Annotated in this window: 23 protein-coding genes; 4 read left to right on the plus strand and 19 right to left on the minus strand. The window is 52.7% G+C overall.

Going from position 1 to position 24,345, the window contains the following annotated elements; all coding sequences use genetic code 11:
* Positions 1–11: 11 nt before the first annotated feature.
* The 5 genes from ACLD3P_RS16115 to mdtM all read right to left on the minus strand — a co-directional run bounded on the left by ACLD3P_RS16115 (position 12) and on the right by mdtM (position 6,003).
* Positions 12–473: a YjiG family protein gene (locus tag ACLD3P_RS16115; RefSeq protein ID WP_000211979.1), complete on the minus strand. Its 462-nt coding sequence runs from the start codon at positions 471–473 to the stop codon at positions 12–14.
* Positions 470–1,141: a nucleoside recognition domain-containing protein gene (locus ACLD3P_RS16120; protein WP_000068752.1), complete on the minus strand. Its 672-nt coding sequence runs from the start codon at positions 1,139–1,141 to the stop codon at positions 470–472. The genes ACLD3P_RS16115 and ACLD3P_RS16120 overlap by 4 nt, the downstream gene beginning before the upstream one ends.
* Before the next feature lie 869 nt (positions 1,142–2,010).
* Positions 2,011–3,195: an MFS transporter gene (locus ACLD3P_RS16125; RefSeq protein WP_131046646.1), complete on the minus strand. Its 1,185-nt coding sequence runs from the start codon at positions 3,193–3,195 to the stop codon at positions 2,011–2,013.
* Positions 3,196–3,403: 208 nt separating this feature from the next.
* Positions 3,404–4,675, minus strand: coding sequence for a DUF445 domain-containing protein (locus ACLD3P_RS16130; RefSeq protein WP_001033033.1), 1,272 nt, complete (start codon positions 4,673–4,675; stop codon positions 3,404–3,406).
* 86 nt (positions 4,676–4,761) lie between these two features.
* A complete protein-coding gene (gene mdtM / locus ACLD3P_RS16135; protein WP_023138510.1) occupies positions 4,762–6,003 on the minus strand; it encodes a multidrug efflux MFS transporter MdtM in 1,242 nt (413 codons plus the stop codon).
* A gap of 478 nt (positions 6,004–6,481) precedes the next feature.
* Between mdtM and ACLD3P_RS16140 the strand changes: the two genes are divergently transcribed.
* Complete coding sequence (locus tag ACLD3P_RS16140) at positions 6,482–7,435, plus strand: Rpn family recombination-promoting nuclease/putative transposase (protein WP_000749996.1); 954 nt, start codon at positions 6,482–6,484, stop codon at positions 7,433–7,435.
* Positions 7,436–7,615: 180 nt separating this feature from the next.
* Positions 7,616–8,986 carry an NAD-dependent succinate-semialdehyde dehydrogenase gene (locus ACLD3P_RS16145; protein ID WP_131046645.1) on the plus strand — a complete coding sequence of 457 codons (1,371 nt, stop codon included), beginning with the start codon at positions 7,616–7,618 and terminating at the stop codon, positions 8,984–8,986.
* 94 nt (positions 8,987–9,080) lie between these two features.
* Here the strand turns inward: ACLD3P_RS16145 and ACLD3P_RS16150 are convergent, their stop codons facing one another.
* Complete coding sequence (locus ACLD3P_RS16150; protein WP_131046644.1) at positions 9,081–9,224, minus strand: hypothetical protein; 144 nt, start codon at positions 9,222–9,224, stop codon at positions 9,081–9,083.
* Here ACLD3P_RS16150 and yjiS point away from each other — a divergent pair.
* Positions 9,191–9,355: a DUF1127 domain-containing protein YjiS gene (yjiS, locus tag ACLD3P_RS16155; RefSeq protein WP_000397917.1), complete on the plus strand. Its 165-nt coding sequence runs from the start codon at positions 9,191–9,193 to the stop codon at positions 9,353–9,355. The two genes, ACLD3P_RS16150 and yjiS, sit on opposite strands and share 34 nt — an antisense overlap.
* 74 nt (positions 9,356–9,429) lie before the next feature.
* Here yjiS and ACLD3P_RS16160 read toward each other — a convergent pair whose 3' ends face one another.
* The 7 genes from ACLD3P_RS16160 to btsT all read right to left on the minus strand — a co-directional run bounded on the left by ACLD3P_RS16160 (position 9,430) and on the right by btsT (position 15,818).
* Complete coding sequence (locus ACLD3P_RS16160; RefSeq protein WP_023197696.1) at positions 9,430–10,131, minus strand: hypothetical protein; 702 nt, start codon at positions 10,129–10,131, stop codon at positions 9,430–9,432.
* 73 nt (positions 10,132–10,204) lie between these two features.
* The gene (gene symE, locus ACLD3P_RS16165; protein WP_001647389.1) at positions 10,205–10,537 is read right to left on the minus strand and encodes an endoribonuclease SymE; all 333 of its coding nucleotides are present in this window, start codon (positions 10,535–10,537) and stop codon (positions 10,205–10,207) included.
* 324 nt (positions 10,538–10,861) lie between these two features.
* The gene (locus tag ACLD3P_RS16170) at positions 10,862–11,503 is read right to left on the minus strand and encodes a LysE family translocator (RefSeq protein WP_000438687.1); all 642 of its coding nucleotides are present in this window, start codon (positions 11,501–11,503) and stop codon (positions 10,862–10,864) included.
* Between the two features lie 47 nt (positions 11,504–11,550).
* Positions 11,551–12,366, minus strand: a complete 816-nt coding sequence (locus ACLD3P_RS16175; RefSeq protein ID WP_001523695.1) for an AraC family transcriptional regulator — start codon at positions 12,364–12,366, stop codon at positions 11,551–11,553.
* 36 nt (positions 12,367–12,402) lie between these two features.
* A complete protein-coding gene (yjiA, locus tag ACLD3P_RS16180) occupies positions 12,403–13,359 on the minus strand; it encodes a GTPase (protein ID WP_131046643.1) in 957 nt (318 codons plus the stop codon).
* Positions 13,360–13,369: 10 nt separating this feature from the next.
* Positions 13,370–13,573, minus strand: a complete 204-nt coding sequence (locus ACLD3P_RS16185) for a YbdD/YjiX family protein (protein WP_000460616.1) — start codon at positions 13,571–13,573, stop codon at positions 13,370–13,372.
* A gap of 94 nt (positions 13,574–13,667) precedes the next feature.
* The gene (gene btsT / locus ACLD3P_RS16190) at positions 13,668–15,818 is read right to left on the minus strand and encodes a pyruvate/proton symporter BtsT (RefSeq protein ID WP_000379929.1); all 2,151 of its coding nucleotides are present in this window, start codon (positions 15,816–15,818) and stop codon (positions 13,668–13,670) included.
* Positions 15,819–16,184: 366 nt separating this feature from the next.
* Between btsT and tsr the strand changes: the two genes are divergently transcribed.
* Positions 16,185–17,846 (plus strand): methyl-accepting chemotaxis protein, encoded by a 1,662-nt coding sequence (tsr, locus tag ACLD3P_RS16195; protein WP_131046642.1) that lies wholly within the window; start codon positions 16,185–16,187, stop codon positions 17,844–17,846.
* Between the two features lie 167 nt (positions 17,847–18,013).
* On the opposite strand, the gene opgB is transcribed toward tsr, so the two are convergent.
* The 6 genes from opgB to ACLD3P_RS16225 all read right to left on the minus strand — a co-directional run bounded on the left by opgB (position 18,014) and on the right by ACLD3P_RS16225 (position 23,749).
* Complete coding sequence (opgB, locus tag ACLD3P_RS16200) at positions 18,014–20,305, minus strand: phosphatidylglycerol--membrane-oligosaccharide glycerophosphotransferase (RefSeq protein WP_131046641.1); 2,292 nt, start codon at positions 20,303–20,305, stop codon at positions 18,014–18,016.
* A 282-nt stretch (positions 20,306–20,587) separates the two neighbouring features.
* The gene (locus ACLD3P_RS16205) at positions 20,588–21,079 is read right to left on the minus strand and encodes a DUF2501 domain-containing protein (RefSeq protein ID WP_001090317.1); all 492 of its coding nucleotides are present in this window, start codon (positions 21,077–21,079) and stop codon (positions 20,588–20,590) included.
* A gap of 57 nt (positions 21,080–21,136) precedes the next feature.
* A complete protein-coding gene (dnaC, locus tag ACLD3P_RS16210) occupies positions 21,137–21,874 on the minus strand; it encodes a DNA replication protein DnaC (RefSeq protein WP_000799924.1) in 738 nt (245 codons plus the stop codon).
* A gap of 2 nt (positions 21,875–21,876) precedes the next feature.
* A complete protein-coding gene (dnaT, locus tag ACLD3P_RS16215; RefSeq protein ID WP_000098573.1) occupies positions 21,877–22,416 on the minus strand; it encodes a primosomal protein DnaT in 540 nt (179 codons plus the stop codon).
* A gap of 92 nt (positions 22,417–22,508) precedes the next feature.
* Positions 22,509–22,982, minus strand: a complete 474-nt coding sequence (locus tag ACLD3P_RS16220) for a threonine/serine exporter (RefSeq protein WP_000511329.1) — start codon at positions 22,980–22,982, stop codon at positions 22,509–22,511.
* The gene (locus ACLD3P_RS16225; protein WP_411006508.1) at positions 22,973–23,749 is read right to left on the minus strand and encodes a threonine/serine exporter ThrE family protein; all 777 of its coding nucleotides are present in this window, start codon (positions 23,747–23,749) and stop codon (positions 22,973–22,975) included. The genes ACLD3P_RS16220 and ACLD3P_RS16225 overlap by 10 nt, the downstream gene beginning before the upstream one ends.
* Positions 23,750–24,345: the final 596 nt, after the last annotated feature.

The following is a 24,345-nucleotide window of genomic DNA, read 5'->3' on the forward strand; positions in this document are numbered from 1 at the left end:
ATAACTCCTTATTAAACAATAAGCTGCATGACCCAGATCGACAGCAGCGCATTGATGGCGCAGACTGCGATAATATGCGGGTAATATTTGGCGTTGACTTCGGCAGTACCGAGACAGCGGCCGACATTCTGTACCGGGTTTCCCATCAGGTAAATGGCGGGCAGTAGTACGGTAACATCGTGGCCGCTTAGCGCGCCGGCGGTAGCCAGACTGGCCGCCACGCCAACGGCGCCGCCCATACTCATCAGCGAAGCCAGAAGCACCGTAGCCGCTTCGCCGGGAAGCCCCCACAACGCCATCACGGGCTGGCAGATATGGCCTACCCAGTCGAGCAGACCGGTAATTTTCAGCGCCTGAATAATGACAAATGCCATGACCACATTGGGTAACAGGTTGGTTGTGGCGATGGTAAAACCGCGGCGTGCGCCATCGATAAACATATCCATGACATTCTTACGTACCTGAGTCGTCATGATTGGGCTCCTTGCGCAGGGTGACGGCGTTCTTCGATGTTAATCCAGACGCGCAAAAGGTTTGCGCCGATAAATTTGAATAGCAGAATGACCACCAGCGGAATGATGACTGACGTCCCCAGAAAGGCGAATACCGCAACGCCGGAGGAGAAATAGTTGGTGATAATAGCGCTGCCGCTGGTCTGCCAGGCGGCAAAAATCACTTTATCGCGTTCGGTGATTTCGCCTTCCTGCGCCAGCTCTTTGGTCATACCCGCCGCGGCGTCGGTATTTTGCAGGTTGGCGATCAGCGCCAGTGAGCAAATGCCGGGAATGCCAAGCAATGGTTTCAGGATGGGTGTCATCAATTGCTGCGCCGCCCGCAGACCGCCCAGTCCATCCGTAATCGCGATGATACCCAGAGAAAGGATAACCGACGGTGCCAGCTCCAGCGCAAAAAGGAAGCCATCTTTCGCGCCCGTTCCGCCCGCGCCGCGAAAGGTCTGCGTACCGGTCACATGACCGAATGACCCGTTGAGTACGGTAAAATCAAAAACGCGCCACCAGCCTTCGCTTCCGGAAAATACGCCGGAAAAGAAAATAATGGTGAGAAAAAACGCCAGGTATCCCTTTATCCCGACCTTTTCTGTATCAAGCGGCATGGCCGCCCCGTCCACTTGTTGCGCCATAGCGATCCCCGAATTTTTTTGATGATGTGTTGGTTGTAGCCACAGGCCAAAAAGCCCGAAACAGAAAGACCTTATCAGCCATAAGGGTAAGGACAAAATGCAAGTATGTATCGTGCTATGCGTTTCTTGCATAGCAGCGCGAAAAATCACCATCTTCGCTACTGCCGGAGGCGCGGGGAACCGTGGACGGTATAACGCGAGGTAAAAAAGCAAAGAAACAGGTGTTGACGCAGGCCGGAGCCGGGAGCAGGAAAAAGAGGAAATAAATTTGACGTTAGTCAATTTCACGCCACTTAATTATCGTTGTTAAAAAATAGGATTTTTTAACCTAAATTTTACTTTTTACTGTAATTTTTCACGCCTTAAGAGGAATTGTCACGATCATGTCAGTAGCCGCTGATGGGTCAGTTTGCGCCCTAAGAATCCTACGGGCAGGTAATAAAAAACGAATCATCTAATTAATTTCATGATGTGATTTATTTATAATTGTGATGATTTGAAAGGGCGCGATAATCATCATAATGGGATATATACCCAAAATAATTCGAGTTGCTTAAAGGCGGCAAGGGAGTGAGTCCCCAGGAGCATAGATAACTATGTGACTGGGGTGAGCAACGGCCCGTCAGGGCGAGGCCCAGGATGGGCCAGGTAATCCGTAGCCAACACATAAGCCACTTGAAGTATGAAGGGTATATAAAATAATAGGCAGATTGATAGCACTAATAACCATAGAATAAGTATAGTTTTTAGTGGCATCTTTACCTTGAAATAACGTGTTGAGGATGTGCTATTAAAAACAGATCCGCATTGCGCCGCGAATAGCATTAAAGATACAACCTGGTGCGGAGAGCGTGGGTTTACTCTACCGCTTATTCACGTATCACAAACCGTTTTTGTTTTATCTGCTGCGCGGCGCTGATCAGCGCGGCAAAAAAGAGCGCCGCGGCACCGCAAAGCGTGGCGTTGATAATTGCCGGCGCGCCATTGCCTGACAGACTGGCGGCGAGCGGACCGAGAATTTGCCCAATACCATACGTTAGCGTCACCAGGCCTAACAAATTAATATTGCCCGGCGCGCTGAGTTGTCGGGCTAGCGGCATCACCAGCGAGGTTGTGCCCATAAACGTGGCGCCAAAACCAATACTGCTCAGTATTAACAGCAACAACGAGTCGCTGGCGAGAGACAGCAGCACGCAGGCGCTCTGGATCAACAGGTTCGCGGTCAGGCATGGCAGGACGCCCCAATGTTTTGCCGCCCACAGCCAGCCGAAGCAGCCGGGAATGATCGCCAGGCCGACCAACGACCAAAGGTGCGCCGTGAGTAGCGGAGAGCCCGCGCTTTTCGCCATCAGCGGCAAATAGGTAGCGACAATGATGTAGCCGAATCCGGCGAAACCGTACAACAGCGCCAGTTGCCACCAGGGCATAGGCTGATTTTCGATTCTTGCTAAGGGCGCAGGCGGCAGCGCATGAGCGCGGGGGGGAATCAACATTGCCACGATTAATAGCAATATACCGGCGAGCGCTCCGGCCCCCAGCCATAGCGAATGGGCCGAAAGCGCATAATGTAAACCGCCAATGACATATTCGTTGCCCAGTGCAATCCCGGCCCCGACGCCGGAAAAGAGCGCGGCGATCACAAACGGATGGCGGGTATGATGCAACACAATCATTGATCCAAAAATCATCATTCCCGCACTCGCGACGCCTGCCAGGAAGCGCACCAACATGACGATTGCGGGTTGGGTAAATATCGCCATGGCCAGAATAAGAATACCGGTGGCGACCGCCGAAGCCAGCAGCATGGGGCGTAGACGAGAGGGGAGATGAAAAAGGCCAAAGGAAAACAGTAAGCTTCCCGCCAGGTACCCTGCATAATTGGCGCTGGCAATCCACGAGAGTTCGTTAAACGTTAGCTGCTTTTCCGCCAGCATTACCGGCAGCATGGGCGTATACAGAAAGCGGCCAACTCCCATCCCCAGCGTCAATACCATCATACCGAAAAGCGCCGTAAAAATGGGATGGCGAGGTGAAGCGCTCTGAGCATGAACCATGGTTTTTCTCTTTGCTAAAGTAAGGCAGGAATGCCGGATTGTTGTTGTAAATGATAATAAAAAGTAAAATTAATGTTTCAAATTTGCAAGAAAAGAAAGTGAAGCGCAGGCGAATAACGGATTGAGAAGAGGGGCATCGGTGGGAAATGGCATTAAATTAATGCCTCCCACGTGCGGGGTTTGGCAGTTAATCTGAACGAGAACGGCGTTAAATACTGAGCAGTGCCGGTATTTGCGACAGTAAATATAACACCAGACCAATAGCGCCGCCGACCAGCGTGCCGTTCACGCGGATAAACTGCAAATCTTTACCGATATTAAGCTCAATCTGCTGCGACATATCGCGCGCATCCCAGCCTTTTACGGTATCGCTGATGTGGCGCGTCAGGAAGGCGGCGAATTCCGGCGCGACGCGGTGCGCGGCCTGTTCCAGATGACCGTTAAGCGAGGCGCGTAATGCGTCGTCGGCGATCAGTGTCTCGCCAAACCATTGTCCGGCATGAGCGATGCGCTGCTTTACCTTCGAGTCTTCGGCGTTGATATCTGTTTTTAACCACTGGCGTAGATCCGCCCAGATCTCGCCGAGATAACGGTTAAACGCCTCATCTTCCTTCAGGTAACTTTTAATGTTTTCTGCCCGGGCAGCCATTTCCGGATCATGTTTAAGTTTATCGATCAGCTTATACGTCGCGCGATCGAAGGCATGACGAATCTGATGCGCGCGATCGTGACTGATATCATCCAGCAGAGAATTCACCGCGTCGGAGACCAGTTCAGCGCTGTGTTCTCCCAGCCATTCGGTCGGCAGAATCTTCGCTTTTAACGGATGCTCGGTCTCCAGCCAGCGTATGATCTGTCTGGCGATAAATGTTCGGGAGCTGTCACGCTGTAACAGGGCGATAAGCTGGGCGATCAGCGTATCGAGTAACACCTGGTGACGATCGTTTTTGGTCATGCTTTCCAGCATCAGGGCGCTGGTGCCGGAAAGATCCACTTTATCAATCGCCTTATGTACCGCTCGCTTGAGCAGCCGCTGAATACGGGCGTCATCGGTTAGTTCCAGAAAGCCGCTCATAATTTGCAGCAGATGCTGCCCGACCCGGCTGGCGTTGTCCGGCTGGCTGAACCAGTTTCCGATAAGCAGCGCGGGTTCATGGCGGCGGATTAGCGCGATCAGCGACTGCGTATCAAGGAACTTCTCCTGCACAAATTGCCCAAGATTTTCGCCGATTCGGTCTTTATTACGGGGAATAATCGCCGTATGTCGTGAAATAAACGGAATGGGAATACGGCGAAACAGCGCCACCACGGCAAACCAGTCCGCCAGCGCGCCAACCATCGCCGCTTCGGCAATAGCTTTTACGCCCAGCACCCAGAAACTGGGCGGCAGGAAAAGCGTGGTTACAAACGTCGCGGCGGCTATCAGCAACAGTGAGAGCGCCAGGCGTTTGGCGCGTTTGAGTTCGGCGATTTTATTCATAGGGTTAAGGATAGAGCCAGACGGCAGGAACGTGCAAAAAACATCAGATTATCCTGTGCCGGATAAGCCTCTATCCGGCAGAGTCGTTACTTCTCAGCGGCCAGTTCTGCCGCCTCATGCTGGCGCACGCGCTGTAATAGTGTCGCCAGAGTGAAGACCACAATCACTCCGGCCACCGCTGCCAGCAGGTGAAATGGCAGTCTCCCGCCGTGAAACCACAGCCAGCGGCCAACTTCGACCGACACCGCCATCACCGTCAGAATCACCATGTTCAGCGAGGCCGAAACCGTCCCTTTTGGCAAGTTGTTGGAGAAAAGCGTGAAGCGAAACAGCGTCGGGAAAATCATTCCAATGCCGAACGCGTACAGGCTGGTGCCCAGCACAGACCAAAGCCAGACGTGCGGCAGAAGAAGATTACCGAGGAGCAATGTCGCCAGCCCGCTTAACTGGATTGGTACGGCGCGCCAGATAAAACGCGGTCGGGTTGGATCTTTCACCAGGCGTACAACGATCATATTGGCCACGATCACCGCACCGAATACGGGCACCTGCGCCCAGGCGAATTGCGAAGTACTCATCCCGCCAGCATCGATCAGGATCACCGGCGACACCGCCACCCAGCTCATCATCGGGATGTAGCTCAACGACAGCGTCGCCGCCCCGGTGAGAAAAATCGGGTTGCGAAACACATTACGAAAATCGCGCAGTACGCTCACCGCGCTGAACGGCACCGCGCCGCGTTGCACCGTTTCTGGCATCGCCAGTAGCAGGCCGCACAACGCCAACAGTCCCATCACCGCAATAATACCGAACAGTACCTTCCAGTGAACGAAGTGCATCAGCGCGGCGCCGGAGAGCGGGCCGATAACCGGCGCGACCAGCACAATGGAGGTAATAATCGCCATCAGCTTAATGGCTTTGGTTTGACCGAAGGCCTCCTGTACCGTGACGTAGCCGACCGTTGCGATAAAGCAAATGCTGGTGCCCTGCACAAAACGGGCAATCAGAAACTGCGTCATTGAGGTCGTCAACAGCGTTGCCGCGCAGGCGAGAGTAAAAATTAATGCGCCTGCAATCAGCACTGGCCGGCGGCCAATCCTGTCGGATAGCGGCCCCAGAAGCCATTGCAACGCCATTCCGCCCGCCAGATAGAGACTGACCGAGGCCGGCGCAAGACTGACGTCAGCATTAAAATCGCGCACGACGTTAATGATGCCAGGCTGAATCAGATCCGTCGTCAGATAGGCGGCAAAATCGTACAAAATCAGCGCCATCGGGAAAAATAACGTTGTGGCGCGTTGGGAGAAAAACTGAATAATCCGTTGCATAAAAAATGCGCTCCATGTCGGAGAACCCCATGATGGGACAGCGAAACTCAATACCGTCATCGTGACGTCAGGCAGGCGATGGAAACAGCGGCTGCGGATGTACTGAATTTCATGTAATCAAAAACGCTGCCGGTGAAAACACAGACAGGAAGAGACGCGTTCTGAATCTCGTCAGAACGTGTGGCGATTACAGATAACAATCAGCACATCACACCTCGGGAAATTTACGTTGCACGGAAAATATACACATTAAGTGTAATTAAATTTTGATGTTAATCAAAAGAGTTTGTCTGGTTAATAAAGATAAAGGCAGGGCGCGCAGGCTGGTATTTTGCGTGTTCAGTTCCGAAAATGCATGTGCATTACAGATAACAGGATTTATCTTCCGTCGCGCCTCGCAATGCTGAAAAGGTACGGATGAGAAAGGAATTTTCAGGAGGTAGAGTCGCAGCATCCTGGTTTGGGGTGATGGAGCGCCATGAAAAAATCGACGACCTCAACACCGCATGATGCGGTGTTTAAAACCTTTTTGCGCCACCCGGAAACCGCCCGCGATTTTATGGAGATTCATCTGCCGGTGTCGTTACGCCAGCTTTGCGACCTGCGGACGCTAAAGCTGGAGCCCGGCAGTTTTATTGAAAAAAATCTGCGAGCCTATTATTCCGATGTGCTTTGGTCGCTGAAAACGCGCGAGGGCGACGGTTATATCTATGTCGTGATTGAACATCAGAGTACGCCGGATGCGCATATGGCGTTTCGGCTGATGCGGTATGCGATGGCGGCAATGCAACAGCATCTGGATGCGGGGCATAAGCATCTTCCGCTGGTGGTGCCGATGCTGTTTTATCACGGTGTTGATAGCCCGTATCCTTTTTCGCTGTGCTGGCTGGATGAGTTTGCGAACCCGGAAGTGGCAAGAAGACTCTATGCCGCTGCCTTTCCGCTGGTCGACATTACGGTGGTATCGGATGATGACATTATGCAGCACCGCCGCATTGCGCTGCTGGAGCTCATCCAAAAACATATCCGCCAGCGCGACCTGCTGGGACTGGTTGAACGAATTGCTTCGCTGTTAGTTACTGGTTGCGCTAATGACAGGCAGCTTAAAGCGCTGTTTAATTATCTTATGATTCAGCACGGACATACGCCTCGTTTCACCACGTTTATTCGTGATGTGGTAGGGCATGTCCCGCACACTAAGGAGAGACTGATGACGCTGATAGAGAGGATCCGCGCAGCGGATCGCAGAAAAGGGGAACGGCAAGGAAGACAGGTTGGTCTGGAGGAAGGGCTGGAAAAAGGGCTGGAAAAAGGTCAGCGTGTTGCCGCATTGCGTATCGCCAGACAGATGCTGGCGGACGGACTTGACCGCGAGACTGTCCAGCGGTTCACCGGCCTTACGGCTGAAGAGCTTCAGGATGTTAGCCACTAACGCGGTTCCAGTCTGAATGTTGCAGGCCCGGTGATCGCCGGGCAACGCTCTCTATAATTATCGCTGATAACCGCACGAATATACCGAACTTTACCGATAGCGCCAGCCATCTCTACTACCCTTATTGTTCTGAGCGGCATTTACGGCTGCCTTAATGACGATAACAAGGAGACATGTGATATGGCTTACCAGACAGTGAATCCTGCCAATAATCAGCTCATTAAAGAGTATCCCCCGCACACGGACGCGGATATTGAAGCCGCGCTGCAAAAAGCTGACGCGCTCTATCACTCCGACTGGTCCAAAGGAGAGATTGACCAACGTCTGCCGGTACTGCATAAGCTGGCTGACTTGATCGACAGCCGTGTTGAAGAATTGGCAAAAATCGCCAGCCAGGAGATGGGCAAGCTCATCGAGCAGAGCCGTGGCGAAGTCAAACTGTGCGCGCAGATCGCGCGTTACTATGCGGATAACGCGAAACAGTTCCTTGCCCCGGTGCCTTATAAAACCGAGTTTGGCGACGCGTGGGTAGAACATCATCCGATTGGCGTCATCATGGCTGTTGAGCCGTGGAACTTTCCGTACTATCAGTTGATGCGTGTGCTGGCGCCGAACCTGGCCGCAGGTAACCCGGTGCTGGCGAAACATGCCAGCATCGTACCGCACTGTGCCGAGACGTTTGCCCATCTGGTGCGTGAAGCTGGCGCGCCGGACGGCGCATGGACCAACCTGTTTATTTCCTCCGATCAGGTGGCGAACATCATCGCCGACCCGCGCGTGCAGGGTGTGGCGCTGACCGGATCTGAAAAAGCGGGGAGCGCCGTGGCGGCACAGGCGGCGAAGCACATTAAAAAATCGACGCTGGAACTGGGCGGGAACGATGTGTTCGTCGTGCTGGACGATGCCGATCTTGAGAAAGCGGTGAAAATTGGCGTGCAGGCACGACTCACTAATGCAGGGCAGGTATGTACGGCGGCGAAGCGCTTTATCCTGCATGAGAAAATCGCCGATCAATTCCTCAGCCAGTTCACCGAGGCGTTCAGGAAGGTGAAGGTGGGGGATCAGATGGACGCTTCTACCGAACTGGGGCCGCTGTCGTCGAAAGATGCGCTGGAAACACTGACCAGACAGGTCGAGGACGCGGTGAAAAATGGCGCGACGCTGCACGTTGGCGGCAAGCCGCTGGAGAGCAAAGGCAACTTCTTTGAGCCGACCATTCTGACCCACATTACGCGTGACAACCCGGCGTACTTTGAAGAGTTCTTCGGCCCGGTGGCGCAGATGTATGTGGTGAAAGACGATGACGAGGCGGTAAAACTAGCCAACGATTCCCACTACGGCCTGGGCGGCGCGGTGTTTAGTCAGGATATTGAGCGTGCTAAACGCATGGCCTCCCGGATTGAAACCGGGATGGTTTATATCAACTGGCTGACCGATACCGCAGCGGAGCTGCCGTTCGGCGGCGTTAAGCGTTCGGGCTTCGGACGCGAGCTATCGGATCTGGGGATTAAGGAGTTTGTGAACCAGAAGCTGGTAGTGGTGCGCCGCTAATCCCTGTTGCCCCTCTGAAAATGGGAGGGGCCTGGCTTTTTGCAGCGAAGGACGCGGATCTTAAATCAGAACGAAATAAGCGAACAAAACCCCCTCAATTGCCCTCCTTATTTATCCACGTTGCACTAACCGTGCTTTTTATCCCGCTATTGTTTGTACAGACATTCATGATGCCCGCATTTTCTGTTCTATGCGGAGGCCGGTATGGAATTTTACGAGAACCGCCCCAGACAACCATTCATTGGCTTTGTGCAGCTCAGACGGGCGCTAAAAAGGTGGTGGCTGCGTAAGCGGGCCTGTCAGGCGCTGCGGCGAATGAGTGACGAGCAGTTAAGGGATATCGGGTTGGAAAGGAAGGATGTGGAATAGTGGATCTATTCAAGGGCAATAGTAGTTAAAGGATTTTATGATATATTACTATGCCCTTATGTTATGCGTGCTCACTATTTTATATCATTAATATTAATATCATTAATCTTTTTCTCAATATATTTTTCTGGTTTTACCTTAGTTTTTTGCTCAATTGCATGATATTTTTCCTTATCAATGGTTATAGTCATTTTTTCTTTTTTGTTAAATATGCATGGAATGATAATGGCGGCTGCAATTATCAGTAACATTATTATGGCTGCATGAATTTTGCTTTTGGGAAATCCTTTTAATTGAGTACACAGGATTGTTATACATTTATGTATAAGATAAGGGAAGGATAGAAATAAAACAAATGGGTAAGCAAAATTTATGGCATGTTTTCCATAGTAATTATTATTTATTATCAGCGAACCAATACAGAATGCCATCATACAAAATAGAGATATTCCGAAAGATAAGAAGGATATAACGAAAGAACCTTGCATAATTCTTTTATGTAACTCTTTCAAAATATTATTTGTAAGCTTCTCTAGTTTAGTGTTATTACAAACAACTACCAGCATCGCAAAAAAAATCTCACATAAGGCAAGCGAAAATAACGTATTGAAGACCATGTAATTCATCAGCGTTTCGAAAAATATACTTTGCTGAAGATAGTATGGTAATAGTGCGTTGACCTCCATAAATAAAGTACATAGAAATCCCAGGATGATATAAAAAATTAATCCTTCATTTCTCCAAAGCGTAATGTTTTCTTTTACTTTTAGCTGCATGGTTTCCCTTCAATCATTGATATTAATTATAATTAAAGCTGGCAAGGGTTCTTTGCCAGCTTATTTTATGTATTTACTTAGATCCTGCCATCACGCTGATAAACGCCTGCACCTGCTTTTGCTTACGCGCCGATAGCTTGCACACCTGGCGCAGCGACTGCATCAAATCGCTTTCTTCTGGTTGCGGCTGCTGTGCGCTGAGCACAATACAGCCGTTCATCACCTTTACATCGACCTGCGTACCGGTGGTAAACCCGGCGTCTTCCAGCCACTGACCTTTCAGGGTAATAGCGGGAATACGGTTGTAATCCGGGTAGCGGCTCGCATAACTCACGGTCAAGTGACGGTTATTTGTCGGGGAGACTTCTGGATCGGTGAATTCTGCAATAGAATGCGGGGTAGTCATGGTCTCTATTCCTGTTTAATAGGGATTGTGATTAGCGGTGCGGGCGTGTTGGCGCACGCTCGCACCGCGCTAAATACCTGGATATATCATCAGTAAATAAAAGAAAAGTCCAGCTGAAAATCAATGAAAATAAGCCGCTGGATGAGAGGTGATATTATATTTGGTGATGAGAATAAAGCGGCTATTTAGTCGCTTTATTGGTTTCTGGGGCAGGTTAATTTATGGCGGCGTCAGCATTATAAGAAGGAAAGGGTTCGAATGATGCAGACCCTATTCATCTGCCCGGGCAACGTTGACCACCGTATAAAGCTGCCCCCCATCTATTTAACTTGTAATGAACTGCCACACAATCCAGCAGCCAAAGGCGATCAGAATGCCGCCGGCGGCGCGTTCAATTTTCCAGACAAGATTACCCAAGCGACGTTGAATTTGCGGCAGGGCGATAAGCGTTATCAGCAGCAGATCCCAGAGTAACACTACGCTGGTCATCCAGATTCCACATATGGCCTGCTGTGTAACGGTCACGTTTGGGCCCAGCAGGGCGGTCATTAGCGCCAGATAAAACAGAGCATTTTTCGGATTCAACAGCGATGAACCTAGCCCCAGTAATAGTTGTTTTGCCAGTGACGGACATGCCGATGCGGCGTACCGCCACTCCAGCGGCCCGGCGCGGCTTTTCAACAGTTGACGGCCCACCCATAGCAGGTAGGCGGCACCCAATAGCTCGATGATGGTAAAGAGCAGCGGCGTCTGACGTAGTAGCCCTGACCCAATCACCACCAGCAGAATATAGAGCCCATTTCCCGCCGCAATGCCGAGGCACAGCCCGACGCTGCCGCGCAGCCGATAGCGTACGGCGTAACCGACCAGCAAAAAGAAGTCCGGGCCCGGGCTGAGCAGCGCCATAAAATGCGCCAGCGCCAGTGCGGGAAACGCCGGGGGAAATAACGTTGTAACCTGTTCCATAGTAACCTCAGTGATGATACTGAGGTCAGCCTATACCTGCGGATGCGCTATTTATTGTCGGATATTGATCTGTTCTGCGCGTACTGACGCGGCGTTGCCGCCGTGTAGCTGACGAAGGTTTTGTGGAAATGACTTTGATCGGCGAAACCGGTCTGATAGGCAACATCGGCAATATCGTCCCCGGCGCGCAATCGGTGCCGGGCATATTCAATGCGGGCCATATTGGTAAAGCTGACAGGAGTCAGGCCTGTATCCTGCTTAAAAGTGCGAATCAGAGTCTCCTTACGGAGCGCAAACTCCTGCGCCAGTGTGTCCAGCGTCGGCGGTTCCTGAAGGTTGCTGACTAAGCGGGCAACCAACTGGCGGCTGATGGCGCATGGCGGTTCGGCGTCGGCGCTTTGTAGCGGCAGGGCGCGCAACAGGTGGATAATAAGCGCCGGAAGTCCGGCGGTTTGCTGCTGAGTAATAGACGTCACAATTTGCTGATAAAGCTGGAAAAGCTGCGGGTTCTGCAACTGTGGCTGCGTGGTATGCAGGCGGCTATCCGCCGGCAAATGGGGGAGCTGCGTCAGGCACCAGTCCGCATCGAGATACAGCATATGATAGCTGCGTGGTCGCTCGTGGAGCGGGTTACAACTGTGTGGAGATTGCGGGGGGATCAGGATCAGCTCGCCGGGGCGTAACAGATACTCTTGCCCGTTACTGATGCAGCGGGTTTCTCCGGCGATGATCGCGCCCAGCGACAGTTGCGGGTGGCTGTGGCGCTTATAGGCCTGACGGCTTTCACTGGTGGTACGTAGCTCCAGCCACGGCAGTTGTGGCAGACGCCAGAAGCGTTGGTGAATATCTCGGATAAGGGGCATACAATCTCCTGTGCGGCCCGGCTTTTCTGCGCCCGTTTACTTCCTTAACCCCGCAAACGCCGTTCTAATCTCGTCTTCCGGCAACTGGATCCCGATAAATACCAGCGTGCTGTGCGGCGTTTCGTTGCCCCACGGTCTGTCCCAGTCGGCGCTGTAGAGACGCTGCACGCCCTGGAACAGCAGACGGTTGGGTTCGCCGTCGATCCACAGCATCCCTTTGTAACGCAGCAGTTTATCCGCTGATTCCAGCAGCAGGTTTTCCATCACTCGCGAAACCTCGCTGATATCCACCGGGTAATCCAGCTCCACCACAATTGACGACACATCGTTCTGTTTATCGGCAATAAAGTGGAAACGCGGTTGGCTTGCCAGCACGTTCTCTTCCAGCATAAAGCCGCTGGTATTAAACAACTGACTCAGGTCAATATCGCCATGTACCACGGTGTAAACCGGGGCGCGGGCGTTGATACGCGCCAGCCGCTCGCGCAGTTTCTCGCTGTCGCCTGCCACGTCGGTTTTGGTCAGCAGGATACGGTCGGCGTAGCCTATCTGCGACTGGGCGATGGTGAACTGGTTCATCTGCTCGTTAGCGTGCACCGCGTCGACCAGCGCAATCACGCCGTCTAACAGGTAGCGTTCGCATAATACGTCATGGGAGAAAAAGGTCTGAATAATCGGGCCGGGGTCAGCCATGCCGGTGCATTCAATTACCAGGCGGTCGAAAGCAATATCGCCGCGGTCGCGGCTGTCGAGCAGGTCTAATAGCGCATCTTCCAACTCGTTGGAGCGGGTACAGCAGATGCAGCCGTTAGTCAGGGTTTTGATCTGTGTGGCGCGATCGCCAATCAGTTGATCGTCAACGGAGACTTCGCCAAATTCGTTTTCGATAACGGCGATTTTAAAACCATGTTGTTCGTTGAGGATATGGCGTAGTAGGGTGGTTTTGCCGGCACCAAGAAAACCGGTAAGTAGGGTAACTGCAATCGGGGTCATAGTCTCTCCATTAACAACAGCGCATACCGCCTTTGCCATCGCCGCCGTAACGTGCTTGCTGACGTTCGCGGAAGAACTCTTCATAGGTCATGTACGGCTTGTCGGGATGGTTGGTTTTCATGTGCTCGACATAGTTGTCGTAGTCCGGAATACCAATCAACATTTTTGCCGCCTGGCCGAGATATTTTTTTGCCTGACCTAAAGTATCAAACATTCTGCCGTCCTGTTAATGAATAAAGCCGGATGGCGGCTTGCGCCTTATCCGGCCTACACTAGCCGGGATCGCTGTGCGCTACCCGGCATCAGTTTTAGTGGTGTGAAGAGATCTTCACGCCGCCTTCCGGCACGGGCACATACGGGGTTTCTTTGTCGGTACGTTTATCGCTGTTGCGTACCTTCATCCAGGTGGTGAAACCGTAGAAGATAATACTGTACACCACCACCAGGAACAGAATACTCAAACCAGCGTTAGTGTAGTTGTTCACCACGATATGGTTCATGTTGGCAATCTGTTGCTCGGTCAGGTTGGTGCCGTTGGCAATCTTCTCTTTATACAGGTTTGCCATGTAGAAGAAACCTTCCATCTGTGGGTTGGCGCTGAACAGTTTCAGGCCCAGCGCCCAGGTGGTGCAGATCAGCAGCCATACCGCCGGGATCACCGTCACCCAGATGTACTTGGTGCGCTGCATTTTGATCAGTACCACGGTGCTCAACACTAGCGCCACGGCGGCCAGCATCTGGTTAGAGATACCGAACAGCGGCCACAGGCTCTTCACGCCGCCCAGCGGGTCGACCACGCCCTGATACAGCAGATAGCCCCACAAACCGACGCAGCCTGCGGTACCGATGATACCCGCGACCAGAGAATCGGTTTTTTTCAGGAACGGGACGAAGTTACCCAGCAAATCCTGCAACATAAAGCGGCCGGAACGGGTACCCGCATCCAGTGCGGTCAGGATGAACAGCGCTTCGAACAGAATACCGAAGTGATACCAGAAGCCCATATCCGCCATCGGCAGGACTTTGTGGAACACATGCGCGATACCTACTGCCAGCGTTGGCGCGCCGCCTGCGCGGTTCAATACTGACGGTTCACCGATATCTTTCGCCGTTTGCAGGATTTGTTCCGGGGAAATCACAAAGCCCCAGGAGCTGACGGTCGCCGCCGCGTGTGCGGTAACGTCTTTCAACTGCGCCATAATCAGCGGCGCGTTCTCGCCGCCCATCTCGTGCAGGTTTGGCATGGTAATGCCCAGACCTGCCGGCGGGGTGTTCATCGCGAAGTAGAGACCCGGTTCAATGATCGAGGCCGCCACCAGCGCCATCACCGCAACAAAGGACTCCATCAGCATCGCGCCGTAGCCGATAAAACGCGCATCGGTCTCACAGGCCAGCAGTTTCGGCGTGGTACCGGAAGAGATGAGCGCGTGGAAGCCAGAGACGGCGCCACAGGCGATGGTGATGAACAGGAACGGGAACAGAGCGCCTTTCCACAGCGGGCCGGTACCGTCGACGTACTGCGTCAACGCCGGCATTTTCAGTTCCGGGTTGAGGATCACAATCCCCAGCGCCAGACCGACGATCACGCCGATTTTCAGGAAGGTAGCGAGATAGTCGCGCGGGGCAAGGATCAGCCATACCGGCAGCAGCGCGGAAACAAAGGCGTAGCCGATCAGCGCGAAGGTAATGGTGGTGTCTTTAAAGGTCAGCGCCGGGCCCCAGTACGGGTCGTGGGCAATCACGCCGCCGAAGTAAATAGACGCCACCAGCAGCACGATACCAATAACGGAGACTTCGCCTACGCGTCCCGGACGCAGGAAGCGCATGTAGATGCCCATAAACAGCGCAATCGGCACCGTTGAGCAGACGGTGAAGACGCCCCACGGGCTTTCGGCCAGCGCTTTAACCACGATTAATGCCAGCACCGCGAGGATGATGATCATAATTAAGAAGCAGCCGAACAGCGCGATGGTGCCTGGAACGGTACCCATCTCTTCTTTGATCATCTCGCCAAGAGAGGCGCCGTTACGGCGGGAAGAGATGAACAGCACCATAAAGTCCTGCACTGCGCCCGCGAGCACCACGCCCGCCAGCAGCCACAGTGTCCCCGGCAGATAGCCCATCTGCGCGGCCAATACCGGCCCGACCAGCGGACCTGCGCCGGCGATGGCGGCGAAGTGGTGACCAAACAGCACGTAGCGGTTAGTCGGCACGTAGTTCAGGCCGTCGTTATTGATAACCGCCGGCGTCGCGCGCGTCGGGTCGAGTTTCATGACCTTCTGGGCGATATACAGGCTGTAGTAGCGGTAAGCCACCAGATAGACGGAAACGGAAGCGACCACGATCCACAGGGCGCTCACGTGTTCACCCCGACGTAGGGCAACGACCGAGAGGCAGAAAGCACCGATGATTCCGAGAATCACCCAGGGTATGTGCTTGAATATCTTTTTCGTATCCATAGTAAAACCTGGTTGTAAGTTTAATTATCAGCCGAAGCTGGGTGGACATTGAGTTCGTGTTTGAGGAGGTAGATTGACTGCTATGCTGAGAGGATCTTGCCAGATCATCGCGCGCGTAAAGTTAGGTAAATCAGTGAGTGGTTGTATGGCGGTTTAAGCGGTCGGACGTACCGGTAAGCGGTTTCGCGGAGAAGGGCGTGGGCTATTTTATGTGATTGAGATCACGATATAAAATGGGGCGATCCTTGTTGCGCGGGGCGTCATAACGACTTCACTGAGCTAATCGTGATATTAATGGCGCGCATCCCATAAAGTTTTCCCTTTCCAGGCCGAAAATTCTGTATCTGTCTAGCGGAAAGAGAAAACATGTTAAAGCGAATTAAAATTGTTACCAGCTTACTGCTGGTATTGGCGCTATTTGGCCTTTTACAACTGACATCCGGCGGGCTGTTCTTCAACTCGCTGAAGAATGACAAAGAAAACTTCACCGTATTGCAAACCATTCGTCAGCAGCAGTCTGCCCTGAATGCAACCTGGGTGGAGCTGTTGCAAACGCGTAATACCCTGAATCGCGCGGGTATCCGCTGGATGATGGACCAGAGCAATATTGGCAGCGGCGCAACTGTCGCTGAACTGATGCAGGGGGCGACCAATGCGCTGAAGCTGACCGAAAAAAACTGGGCGCAGTATGAGTCGTTACCGCGCGATCAACGTCAGAGCGAGGCGGCTTTCCTTGAGATCAAACGAACCTATGATATCTACCACGGCGCGTTGGCGGAGCTTATTCAGCTTCTTGGCGCGGGTAAGATTAACGAGTTTTTTGATCAACCGACTCAAAGCTATCAGGACGCTTTTGAGAAGCAGTACATGGCCTATATGCAGCAAAACGATCGTCTGTACGATATTGCTGTTGAGGATAACAACAGTTCCTACAACCAGGCGATGTGGGTACTGGTCAGTGTGCTGATTGCCGTTCTGGTGGTCATTATCGCCGTCTGGTTCGGCATCAAACTGTCGCTTATCGCCCCGATGAATCGTCTGATTGAAAGTATTCGCCATATCGCCAGCGGCGATCTGGTGAAACGTATTGATGTGGAAGGCTCTAACGAAATGGGGCAACTGGCGGACAACTTACGTCATATGCAGAGCGAACTGGTGCGTACCGTGGGCGATGTGCGCAATGGCGCCAACGCCATTTACAGCGGCGCCAGCGAGATTGCGATGGGCAACAACGATCTCTCTTCCCGTACTGAGCAGCAGGCAGCGTCTCTGGAAGAGACCGCCGCCAGTATGGAACAACTGACCGCCACCGTGAAACAGAACGCCGAAAACGCCCGTCAGGCCAGTCACCTGGCATTGAGCGCCTCTGAAACAGCGCAAAAAGGCGGCAAAGTGGTGGATAACGTCGTACAAACAATGCGCGATATCGCCTCCAGTTCGCAGAAAATCGCCGATATTATCAGCGTAATCGACGGTATTGCTTTCCAGACCAATATTCTGGCGCTGAATGCGGCGGTAGAAGCGGCGCGCGCAGGCGAGCAGGGACGCGGGTTCGCGGTGGTGGCCGGTGAAGTCCGTAATCTGGCCCAGCGTAGCGCGCAGGCGGCACGGGAGATCAAGAGTCTGATTGAGGATTCCGTGAGCCGTGTTGATGTGGGGTCGACGCTGGTCGAAAGCGCCGGTGAAACCATGGATGAGATCGTCAATGCAGTGACCCGCGTGACCGATATCATGGGCGAGATTGCCTCGGCGTCCGACGAGCAAAGCCGTGGTATCGACCAGGTGGGCCTGGCGGTAGCGGAGATGGATCGCGTAACGCAGCAGAACGCCTCGCTGGTGGAAGAATCCGCCGCCGCGGCTGCGGCGCTGGAAGAGCAAGCCAGCCGTCTGACCCAGGCCGTCGCGGTGTTCCGTATTCAACAGCAACAGCAGCGTGCGCGTGAAGTGGCAGCGGTAAAAACCCCGGCAGCCGTGTCGTCACCAAAGGCCGCTGTGGCCGACGGCAGCGATAATTGGGAAACGTTTTAAGGGCGTATGGTGAACAGTCGGCCTACAGATGATCGTAGGCCGGATGAGATGTTCACACTTTTGCCTGATGGCGCTTCGCTTATCAGGCCTACGCGCCAGTTTATTGATAAAGATGATGTGTAGGCCGGGTAAGGCGCAGCCGCACCCGGCATATATGACATTCTCTTTTAACCCTCAACATTCACCACTTTGATCTCCACCATGCCAATCCCCAATTTGCGCGGCGAATGGCCCAAAATATTACCTTCGTTGGTGGAGACGGGAGCGGGCGGCGCAATGACTAAGGTATTCGCGTCCGTCGGGTTGTTGAAATGCAGCGTGATAGTGGACACATCGTGACCCAGCACCAGCGTCTGTTCTTCGTTGCCTACGCGTACCGGAATCGGCCGATTCGCGTTGTCGCCGAAGGCTTTGGCGGTGATCACCAGATCAAACTTTTTCGGCAGCGGCGCTTTATATTCGATTTTAACCTCATCGCCCAACTGCGCATTTGACCAGCGCCCCCAGGACTCCGGCCGGGAAATGCCGCTAAACTGCTTCACCTCCTCCGGCGCGCCCGCCACATTAAAGATAAAGCTATCGGCTTTATAACGAATATCGTTATCGACAATCTTTAAGGTATCGATGTTGCCTTTGTAGCGTTCCATATCGATCATCGTATCTTTAAACGCCGTCTTACCCTGCCACTGCGCTTTATCGACATGCTGTACGGTTTGCTGCCCGCCAAGCTGCCCCTGCGAGACGCACCAGTCGGTGGAGAGCGCCAGCGCCGGTGCCCATAGCTGCGCCATCTTGTAGCAGCGATCGACCCAAACGAAATTATCGCGCGGGGCGAAGTCGGCCAACTGGAACCGTAGCGGAGCGGAGTATTCACTTTCCGGTAACGGTTCAACACGCTTATCCGATACGCGCAGTAGTAACGGCAGGCGGAAGTGGCTGCCGGAAAACGCGATCATGTTTTTGTCCCGATCGATAGTGAACGCTTTTATCTCTTTTGGAAAATTCCACAGGCGAATAATATCCGGCTTCATCGCCAGCACTTTCTCTTTTACATTCAGGAACACTTCCGACAGCGACTGCCCGGAAAGGCTGCTACGTCCCAGACCGATAAAATTATCGCCGCCGAGAATATCCAGCACCGTTGCGCCGTTGTCCATCGTGTTGCGTTTGACCGCCAGCGTCTCCTGCTGTGGTTTATCGCCGCGCAGAATGAAAAACAGATTGTTGCGATCTTGCTTATTCAGGTATTTCCAGGCGGTATTGTTCATCGCCAGATGGTCGGAAGAGACGACGATAACGGTATCTTTAAACCACGGTGACGCTTTGATTTTGTTGATAAACTCGGCGATGTTTTCCTGGCTGCAACTTACGGCGCTAAAGGACTGGTTGGGCTTGCCGTCGTAATCGTAGCGTTTGCGGTTGCAGGTGCGTGAGATAAACCCGTCCGGGTGGTGAGTATCTACGGTCAGCGTAAACAGCGAAAAACGCTGGCCTGAGCGGGAAAGCGCTTCAAATTTCTTCCATGCCTCATCAAGCACCGTATCGTCGTAGAAGCCCCAGTCGTTACGATAAGACGGGTCTGCCACCACCGTTTTCAGCTCTTCAGCGCCGTACAGATGATCAAATCCGTGTGATTTCAGGAACACGTCTTTCCCGGCAAAACGCAGGTTAGCGCCCTGCACGAAATAGTTCTGGTAGCCGGAGTTTTTCAGAATATCGCCGAGGCAGATATTCTGCGGGAAGAAGCTGGAAACCGACGCTGAGGCATTGCCCTCAAACGGCGCAAAGAGCGGAATACCACACTGGGAGGCCACCATCCCGGCGATGGTGTAATCCGTTCCCGGCAGTTGCATGGTATGGCTGAAATCCAGCCCCTCATTTTTCAGCGCGCCCAACTCTGGCGTGAGATTGGGGAACGCGTCATTATCAAAATAGGTCCGTTCCAGGCTCTCGCCGTAGATATAGACCAGATTGAGCTTCGGATTAGGAATGGTTTTTGCTGGTTCTTTATAATAAACGGCAAAATCCGGATCGCCATCGCGCATTTGTGATTTTACCAGTTCGGTGATCTGGCGAAACGCCGGACTGGCGTCGACCGAACCCAACGCCAGCAGTAACGCCAGCAGGCTGTAACCGACATGATGCGGATGGTGACGGCGGCGGCGTAGTACCCATCCCAGCGCGCCGAATACCGTCACTAACGCCAGGGCAATGCCGATTCCCGGCAGAATATATTTGCCGACTCCCGCTCCCGTCAGACTATTCGTCAGCGTATAAAGCACTGCGTCGTTGATCCCGTCGCCGGTAAAATAGTCGCTGGCATACAGGGTAATATTCAGAATGACAAAAAGTCCCAGCACCGTGAGAGTGGCGGCAAACCACCAGGTGTTACGGCCCGCCTTCCAGGCATATATCAGCACAGAGGCGAGAAACAGAGCGACAGAGAGCAACTCGGACAACTGACGATCCTCAATAAACCAGGCTTATCGCTGGCAGGAAAAAATTTCTAACAATGTAATAGCGATGTCACATTGCTGCAATTCTAATGACTTTACACGGCGCTATTATTTAGAATGAGTTTAGAAAGTTGTTTTTTTGATCGGCATCACTTCCTGACATAGCGGTTAATAACAGGAAAAGACGAAAGGAAAAGTCGGGTTAATGCCGTGCTGGCGGGTAAAGGGCCAAAACACGGCTTTTATCAGGACGTCCCAGCGTGGCGCACGGTCAGAAAAACGCAGTCAGGAAAGGAAATTCAGCCCTTGCTGCAACACCAGATCGCAAGCTTTGGTTTTCACCTTTTCCGCCAGCGGCGTACTGCCGATATTATTGAGGTTCAACTGCTGGCCGTCCTTCGTCTTGAGCAACCCTTGCAGGCCGTTCAGGTAGTTAGTGTCCTGCTCCTGCTGTGTAGTATCCAACCCCAACTTGTTCAGAATCTGATTTTTAACGTTTTCCACGTTGGTAGCGGACGCCAGCTTCTGTTTGGCGCAGTACTGCAAAATACCGGCGGCATTATTCATATTATCGGCGCTGAGCGACTGGGCGCCGTTGCTGAGCAGACCGGTTAGCGCCGAAAGCGACATCCCGCCCTGCTGTGAGTTCGCGCCCTGAGCGCTTAACTGACTGGCGGCGCTGGAAAGCGAATCCTGCCAGGAGGCGGCGATACCGCTGGTGGAAATCAGTACGCAGGCGACTGCCGCGCAGCACAGAACATGTTTCGCTGTATTCATGGTAATCACCTGTGTTATGCCAGCCAGGCGTTGTATCGCCCTGGCGCACGTTGCAATTTAATACTCTTTACCCGTCACCCGGCTGCGGTAACTGTCCCAGGTAAAATTAACCCATAAACTGTTGCCGAGGCGCATACGGTCCATGACGCGTTCGCCAAGCATTTTCGTCATCTCTTCCATATTGCTGTTCGTCAACATGCCGGTGGGACGTTTTGACGAGGAACGACGATCGACAATTTGATTGATGATCACTTTTTCATAGCGGGATTCGGTCTGCACGCCGATCTCGTCGATCACCAGCAGATCAACGTTACTCAGATCGTTAAGCAACTGCTCTTCGCTGGTTTCCCGATTGCTGAACGTGTCTTTCATCGCTGACATAATATCCGCTACGGTGATAATCAGTACCGACTTTCCGCGCAGCAGCAGCTCGTTACAAATAGCCGCGGCGAGATGGTTTTTACCGGTTCCCGGCTTGCCGGAAAAGACAAAGCTGGCGATATTGCCGTCAAATTCATCAACGTACTGTCGGGCTTTGCTTAACGCGTTCATTTGTCCGTCGCACTCAACCCGATAGTTATCAAACGAACAGTTTTGATGCAGCGGTCGAATGCCGGAACGGTTAAAGGTGCGCTGCATTTTCATCGCCCGATTTTCCCGCGCCAGCGCCGCCGCCCGGATCTCGCCTTGCTCTTTCTGCCACGCCAGCAGTTCTTCGCCCGTTTTAAACGCCGGTGTAATATGCGCAGGCATCATTTTTTGTAGACGCTGCATCAGGTCGCCAACATTTTTCATCGTTACCCCCTAAAACCTGGTGGAATATGATTGTCAGGTTCGCTGACGCTATTGATGTCGCGCTGCGGCATTCCGCCATTGCTGGAACGGCTGATTTGCACGCTGCGCGCCAGCTTTTGCTGCCACTGGATATGGTGAAAAACCTTGCCTTCCGCCTGCCAGTAGGCGATAAACGCCGCCAGCTCTTCTGCGGTGACCGGCTCCCGAAGCGCCACGCCCCAAAGGGCAGCCTGACGCTGAAAATCCGCATCCGGTTGCCAGGCGGGATACATGGCGAATTTTCCGCAGGGAATCGCAACGGGGGCGGCTTCGGGTTCTTCGTAAAATTGCGCGTCTAACGCCACATCGCTTCCCGGACGTGATAACTTTTCTTCAAGCGCCAGCAGTTCAGCCATGCGTGCAGGCGTCACGGCATAAAAGGCAGGCGCATTATTAGCGAATACCGCCACTGCGCCGCCCGTTGACTTCGCCAGCACAGCATGATGATCGTGTAAAAGGGCGTCAATACCGATGACGTCCGACGTTAAAATTCTGGAAGACATAATGTTTCTCAATATGGAACAACAACCGAGAAGGGCGACTGTTTTTATAGTACCACACAGACCTGTAAGAACAGCAGGAGGCGTTCCACCGATCACACGCGGGGGCGTTTGCGGTACAGCCATAATCCCGGTACAGAGAGGCCAATTGAGAGCGCGCCAACAATGGAAGAGGCTTTCAGAAAATTGGTCAGCAGCGTAATCATCATCGGTTCGCTATAGCCCAGATGGCTAATTTTTACTGCGGAAATCATCGCGGTATAGGCGGAAATCCCCGGAAACATCGGGATCACGGCCGCGACGGTAAACACTTTAGGGTGAGCGAGATACCAGCGTGACCACTGAATACCAATACTGCCGACCAGCAGCGAAGCCATAAACGTCGACCATTCGATATTAAAGCCAGCGCTCATCATCAGCATACGCGAGCCATGACCCAGCGCCCCCAGTAGCGCGCACCACGGAAGTGCCCGGTGGGGAACATTAAAGACCATCGCAAACCCGACGGCGGGGATCGCAGACAAGATCATGTCCTGCATTAGCGCCAGTAAAAAGTCGATTATACCCATCCTCGTAGCCCCCATACTGTCATTGACATCACTACGCCCACACAGGTGGCCAGTGTCAACAGGCTGGCGATAGCCCAGCGCGCCAGCCCGGTATTAATATGTCCTTTAAACATATCTGCCACGGAATTAATCAGCGGAAAGCCCGGCACCAGTAGCAGTACGCTCGCCGCCATGGCGATAGTGGGCGTCTGGCTAAAGGCGGGAAGGGTGAGCATCAGCCCGGAAACCGTGGTAGCGACAAAGGCGGTAATGCAAAAATTGATCTGCGGATGTAAATGCCGCTGCGCCAGCATCTGGCGGATATACATGGCTATCATACTGGCGAAAAAGGTGATAACCGCGCCATCCCAGCCGCCATTATTCAGCTTACAAAAGCAGGAGCAGGAGAGACCGACCATAAACGCCACCAGCCAGCGCGGATAACGCAGCGGGCGGAGCTGGCTAAAGCGTTTTTCCACGCCTTTGTAATCCAGCAGACGATGTTCCGCGAGGATAACGATATGCTGAACCTCCGTGACGACGTGCATATTAATGCCGCGATCCTGGTTTTTACGTGTCGATGTCAGACATTGTCCGTCTTTAATGGTCGTCAGGACAATGGCGTTAGAGGAGATCGCGCTTTCGACGCTATCCATACCGAGCGCCAAACCGAGGCGGGTGGAAAGCTCATCAACCAGTGCGCTTTCCGCCCCGTGCTGCAATAAAAACAGCCCGCATTGAATACATAACCGTGTTACTGCTCGTTGAATTGATTGCTCTTCTTGCATGACTCGTCCTGTCCGAAAAGACATTCTATGCGCCGCCACTATGACAGAGGCTTTCTTTTTAACACGAAGCGCAGGCATGGTGGCGTTGGTTAAGATCAATTTCTTGTTGATAAAAACGTCAACCGCCAGGCGCAACGCATAAGTTTCCTGAGACGTGCGCTTTGTCACAGGCAGGATATCCTTATGGGCGACGGTTCTCGTATGTCCGTTTCCAGAGTAGAGACATTATGCCTGCCTGGCCGTTCATTTTTGAATCAATGATGTGGTGAATTTTATCAACGATATGCATTAATCGTTTTACAACAATGGCGTGAGCAGCAGGCGTAAAAGTAGGCATGACATAGTGTAATTTGCAGATATTACATGAATTTTATGGGAGGCAGTCAGTATTGTTGGGCTTTTAATTTAGGATTCAGCAATATGAATGAAGGATGAACTCATATTTTAAATTTATTAATATGATGAGTTTCGTTAGAATTACTAATGTGCAAATTTAGTTAATTTAATTGTCTTGCTTCTGGTTTTATGAGTAACTATGCGATAGTGATTTCATGTTTTTGTGCTATGTGGATTGTAGCGCAATCAATGTTATATTT

Source organism: Salmonella sp. 741265073_HBA, assembly GCF_046569105.1.
GTDB classification, from domain to species: domain Bacteria; phylum Pseudomonadota; class Gammaproteobacteria; order Enterobacterales; family Enterobacteriaceae; genus Salmonella; species Salmonella enterica.

Coding starts and splice junctions, on each gene's coding strand:
- ACLD3P_RS16115 (WP_000211979.1), bottom strand. CDS start 473: ATGACGACTCAGGTACGTAAGAATGTCATGGATATGTTTATCGATGGC.
- ACLD3P_RS16120 (WP_000068752.1), bottom strand. CDS start 1,141: ATGGCGCAACAAGTGGACGGGGCGGCCATGCCGCTTGATACAGAAAAG.
- ACLD3P_RS16125 (WP_131046646.1), bottom strand. CDS start 3,195: ATGGTTCATGCTCAGAGCGCTTCACCTCGCCATCCCATTTTTACGGCG.
- ACLD3P_RS16130 (WP_001033033.1), bottom strand. CDS start 4,675: ATGAATAAAATCGCCGAACTCAAACGCGCCAAACGCCTGGCGCTCTCA.
- mdtM (WP_023138510.1), bottom strand. CDS start 6,003: ATGCAACGGATTATTCAGTTTTTCTCCCAACGCGCCACAACGTTATTT.
- ACLD3P_RS16140 (WP_000749996.1), top strand. CDS start 6,482: ATGAAAAAATCGACGACCTCAACACCGCATGATGCGGTGTTTAAAACC.
- ACLD3P_RS16145 (WP_131046645.1), top strand. CDS start 7,616: ATGGCTTACCAGACAGTGAATCCTGCCAATAATCAGCTCATTAAAGAG.
- yjiS (WP_000397917.1), top strand. CDS start 9,191: ATGGAATTTTACGAGAACCGCCCCAGACAACCATTCATTGGCTTTGTG.
- ACLD3P_RS16150 (WP_131046644.1), bottom strand. CDS start 9,224: ATGGTTGTCTGGGGCGGTTCTCGTAAAATTCCATACCGGCCTCCGCAT.
- ACLD3P_RS16160 (WP_023197696.1), bottom strand. CDS start 10,131: ATGCAGCTAAAAGTAAAAGAAAACATTACGCTTTGGAGAAATGAAGGA.
- symE (WP_001647389.1), bottom strand. CDS start 10,537: ATGACTACCCCGCATTCTATTGCAGAATTCACCGATCCAGAAGTCTCC.
- ACLD3P_RS16170 (WP_000438687.1), bottom strand. CDS start 11,503: ATGGAACAGGTTACAACGTTATTTCCCCCGGCGTTTCCCGCACTGGCG.
- ACLD3P_RS16175 (WP_001523695.1), bottom strand. CDS start 12,366: ATGCCCCTTATCCGAGATATTCACCAACGCTTCTGGCGTCTGCCACAA.
- yjiA (WP_131046643.1), bottom strand. CDS start 13,359: ATGACCCCGATTGCAGTTACCCTACTTACCGGTTTTCTTGGTGCCGGC.
- ACLD3P_RS16185 (WP_000460616.1), bottom strand. CDS start 13,573: ATGTTTGATACTTTAGGTCAGGCAAAAAAATATCTCGGCCAGGCGGCA.
- btsT (WP_000379929.1), bottom strand. CDS start 15,818: ATGGATACGAAAAAGATATTCAAGCACATACCCTGGGTGATTCTCGGA.
- tsr (WP_131046642.1), top strand. CDS start 16,185: ATGTTAAAGCGAATTAAAATTGTTACCAGCTTACTGCTGGTATTGGCG.
- ACLD3P_RS16205 (WP_001090317.1), bottom strand. CDS start 21,079: ATGAATACAGCGAAACATGTTCTGTGCTGCGCGGCAGTCGCCTGCGTA.
- dnaC (WP_000799924.1), bottom strand. CDS start 21,874: ATGAAAAATGTTGGCGACCTGATGCAGCGTCTACAAAAAATGATGCCT.
- dnaT (WP_000098573.1), bottom strand. CDS start 22,416: ATGTCTTCCAGAATTTTAACGTCGGACGTCATCGGTATTGACGCCCTT.
- ACLD3P_RS16220 (WP_000511329.1), bottom strand. CDS start 22,982: ATGGGTATAATCGACTTTTTACTGGCGCTAATGCAGGACATGATCTTG.
- ACLD3P_RS16225 (WP_411006508.1), bottom strand. CDS start 23,749: ATGCAAGAAGAGCAATCAATTCAACGAGCAGTAACACGGTTATGTATT.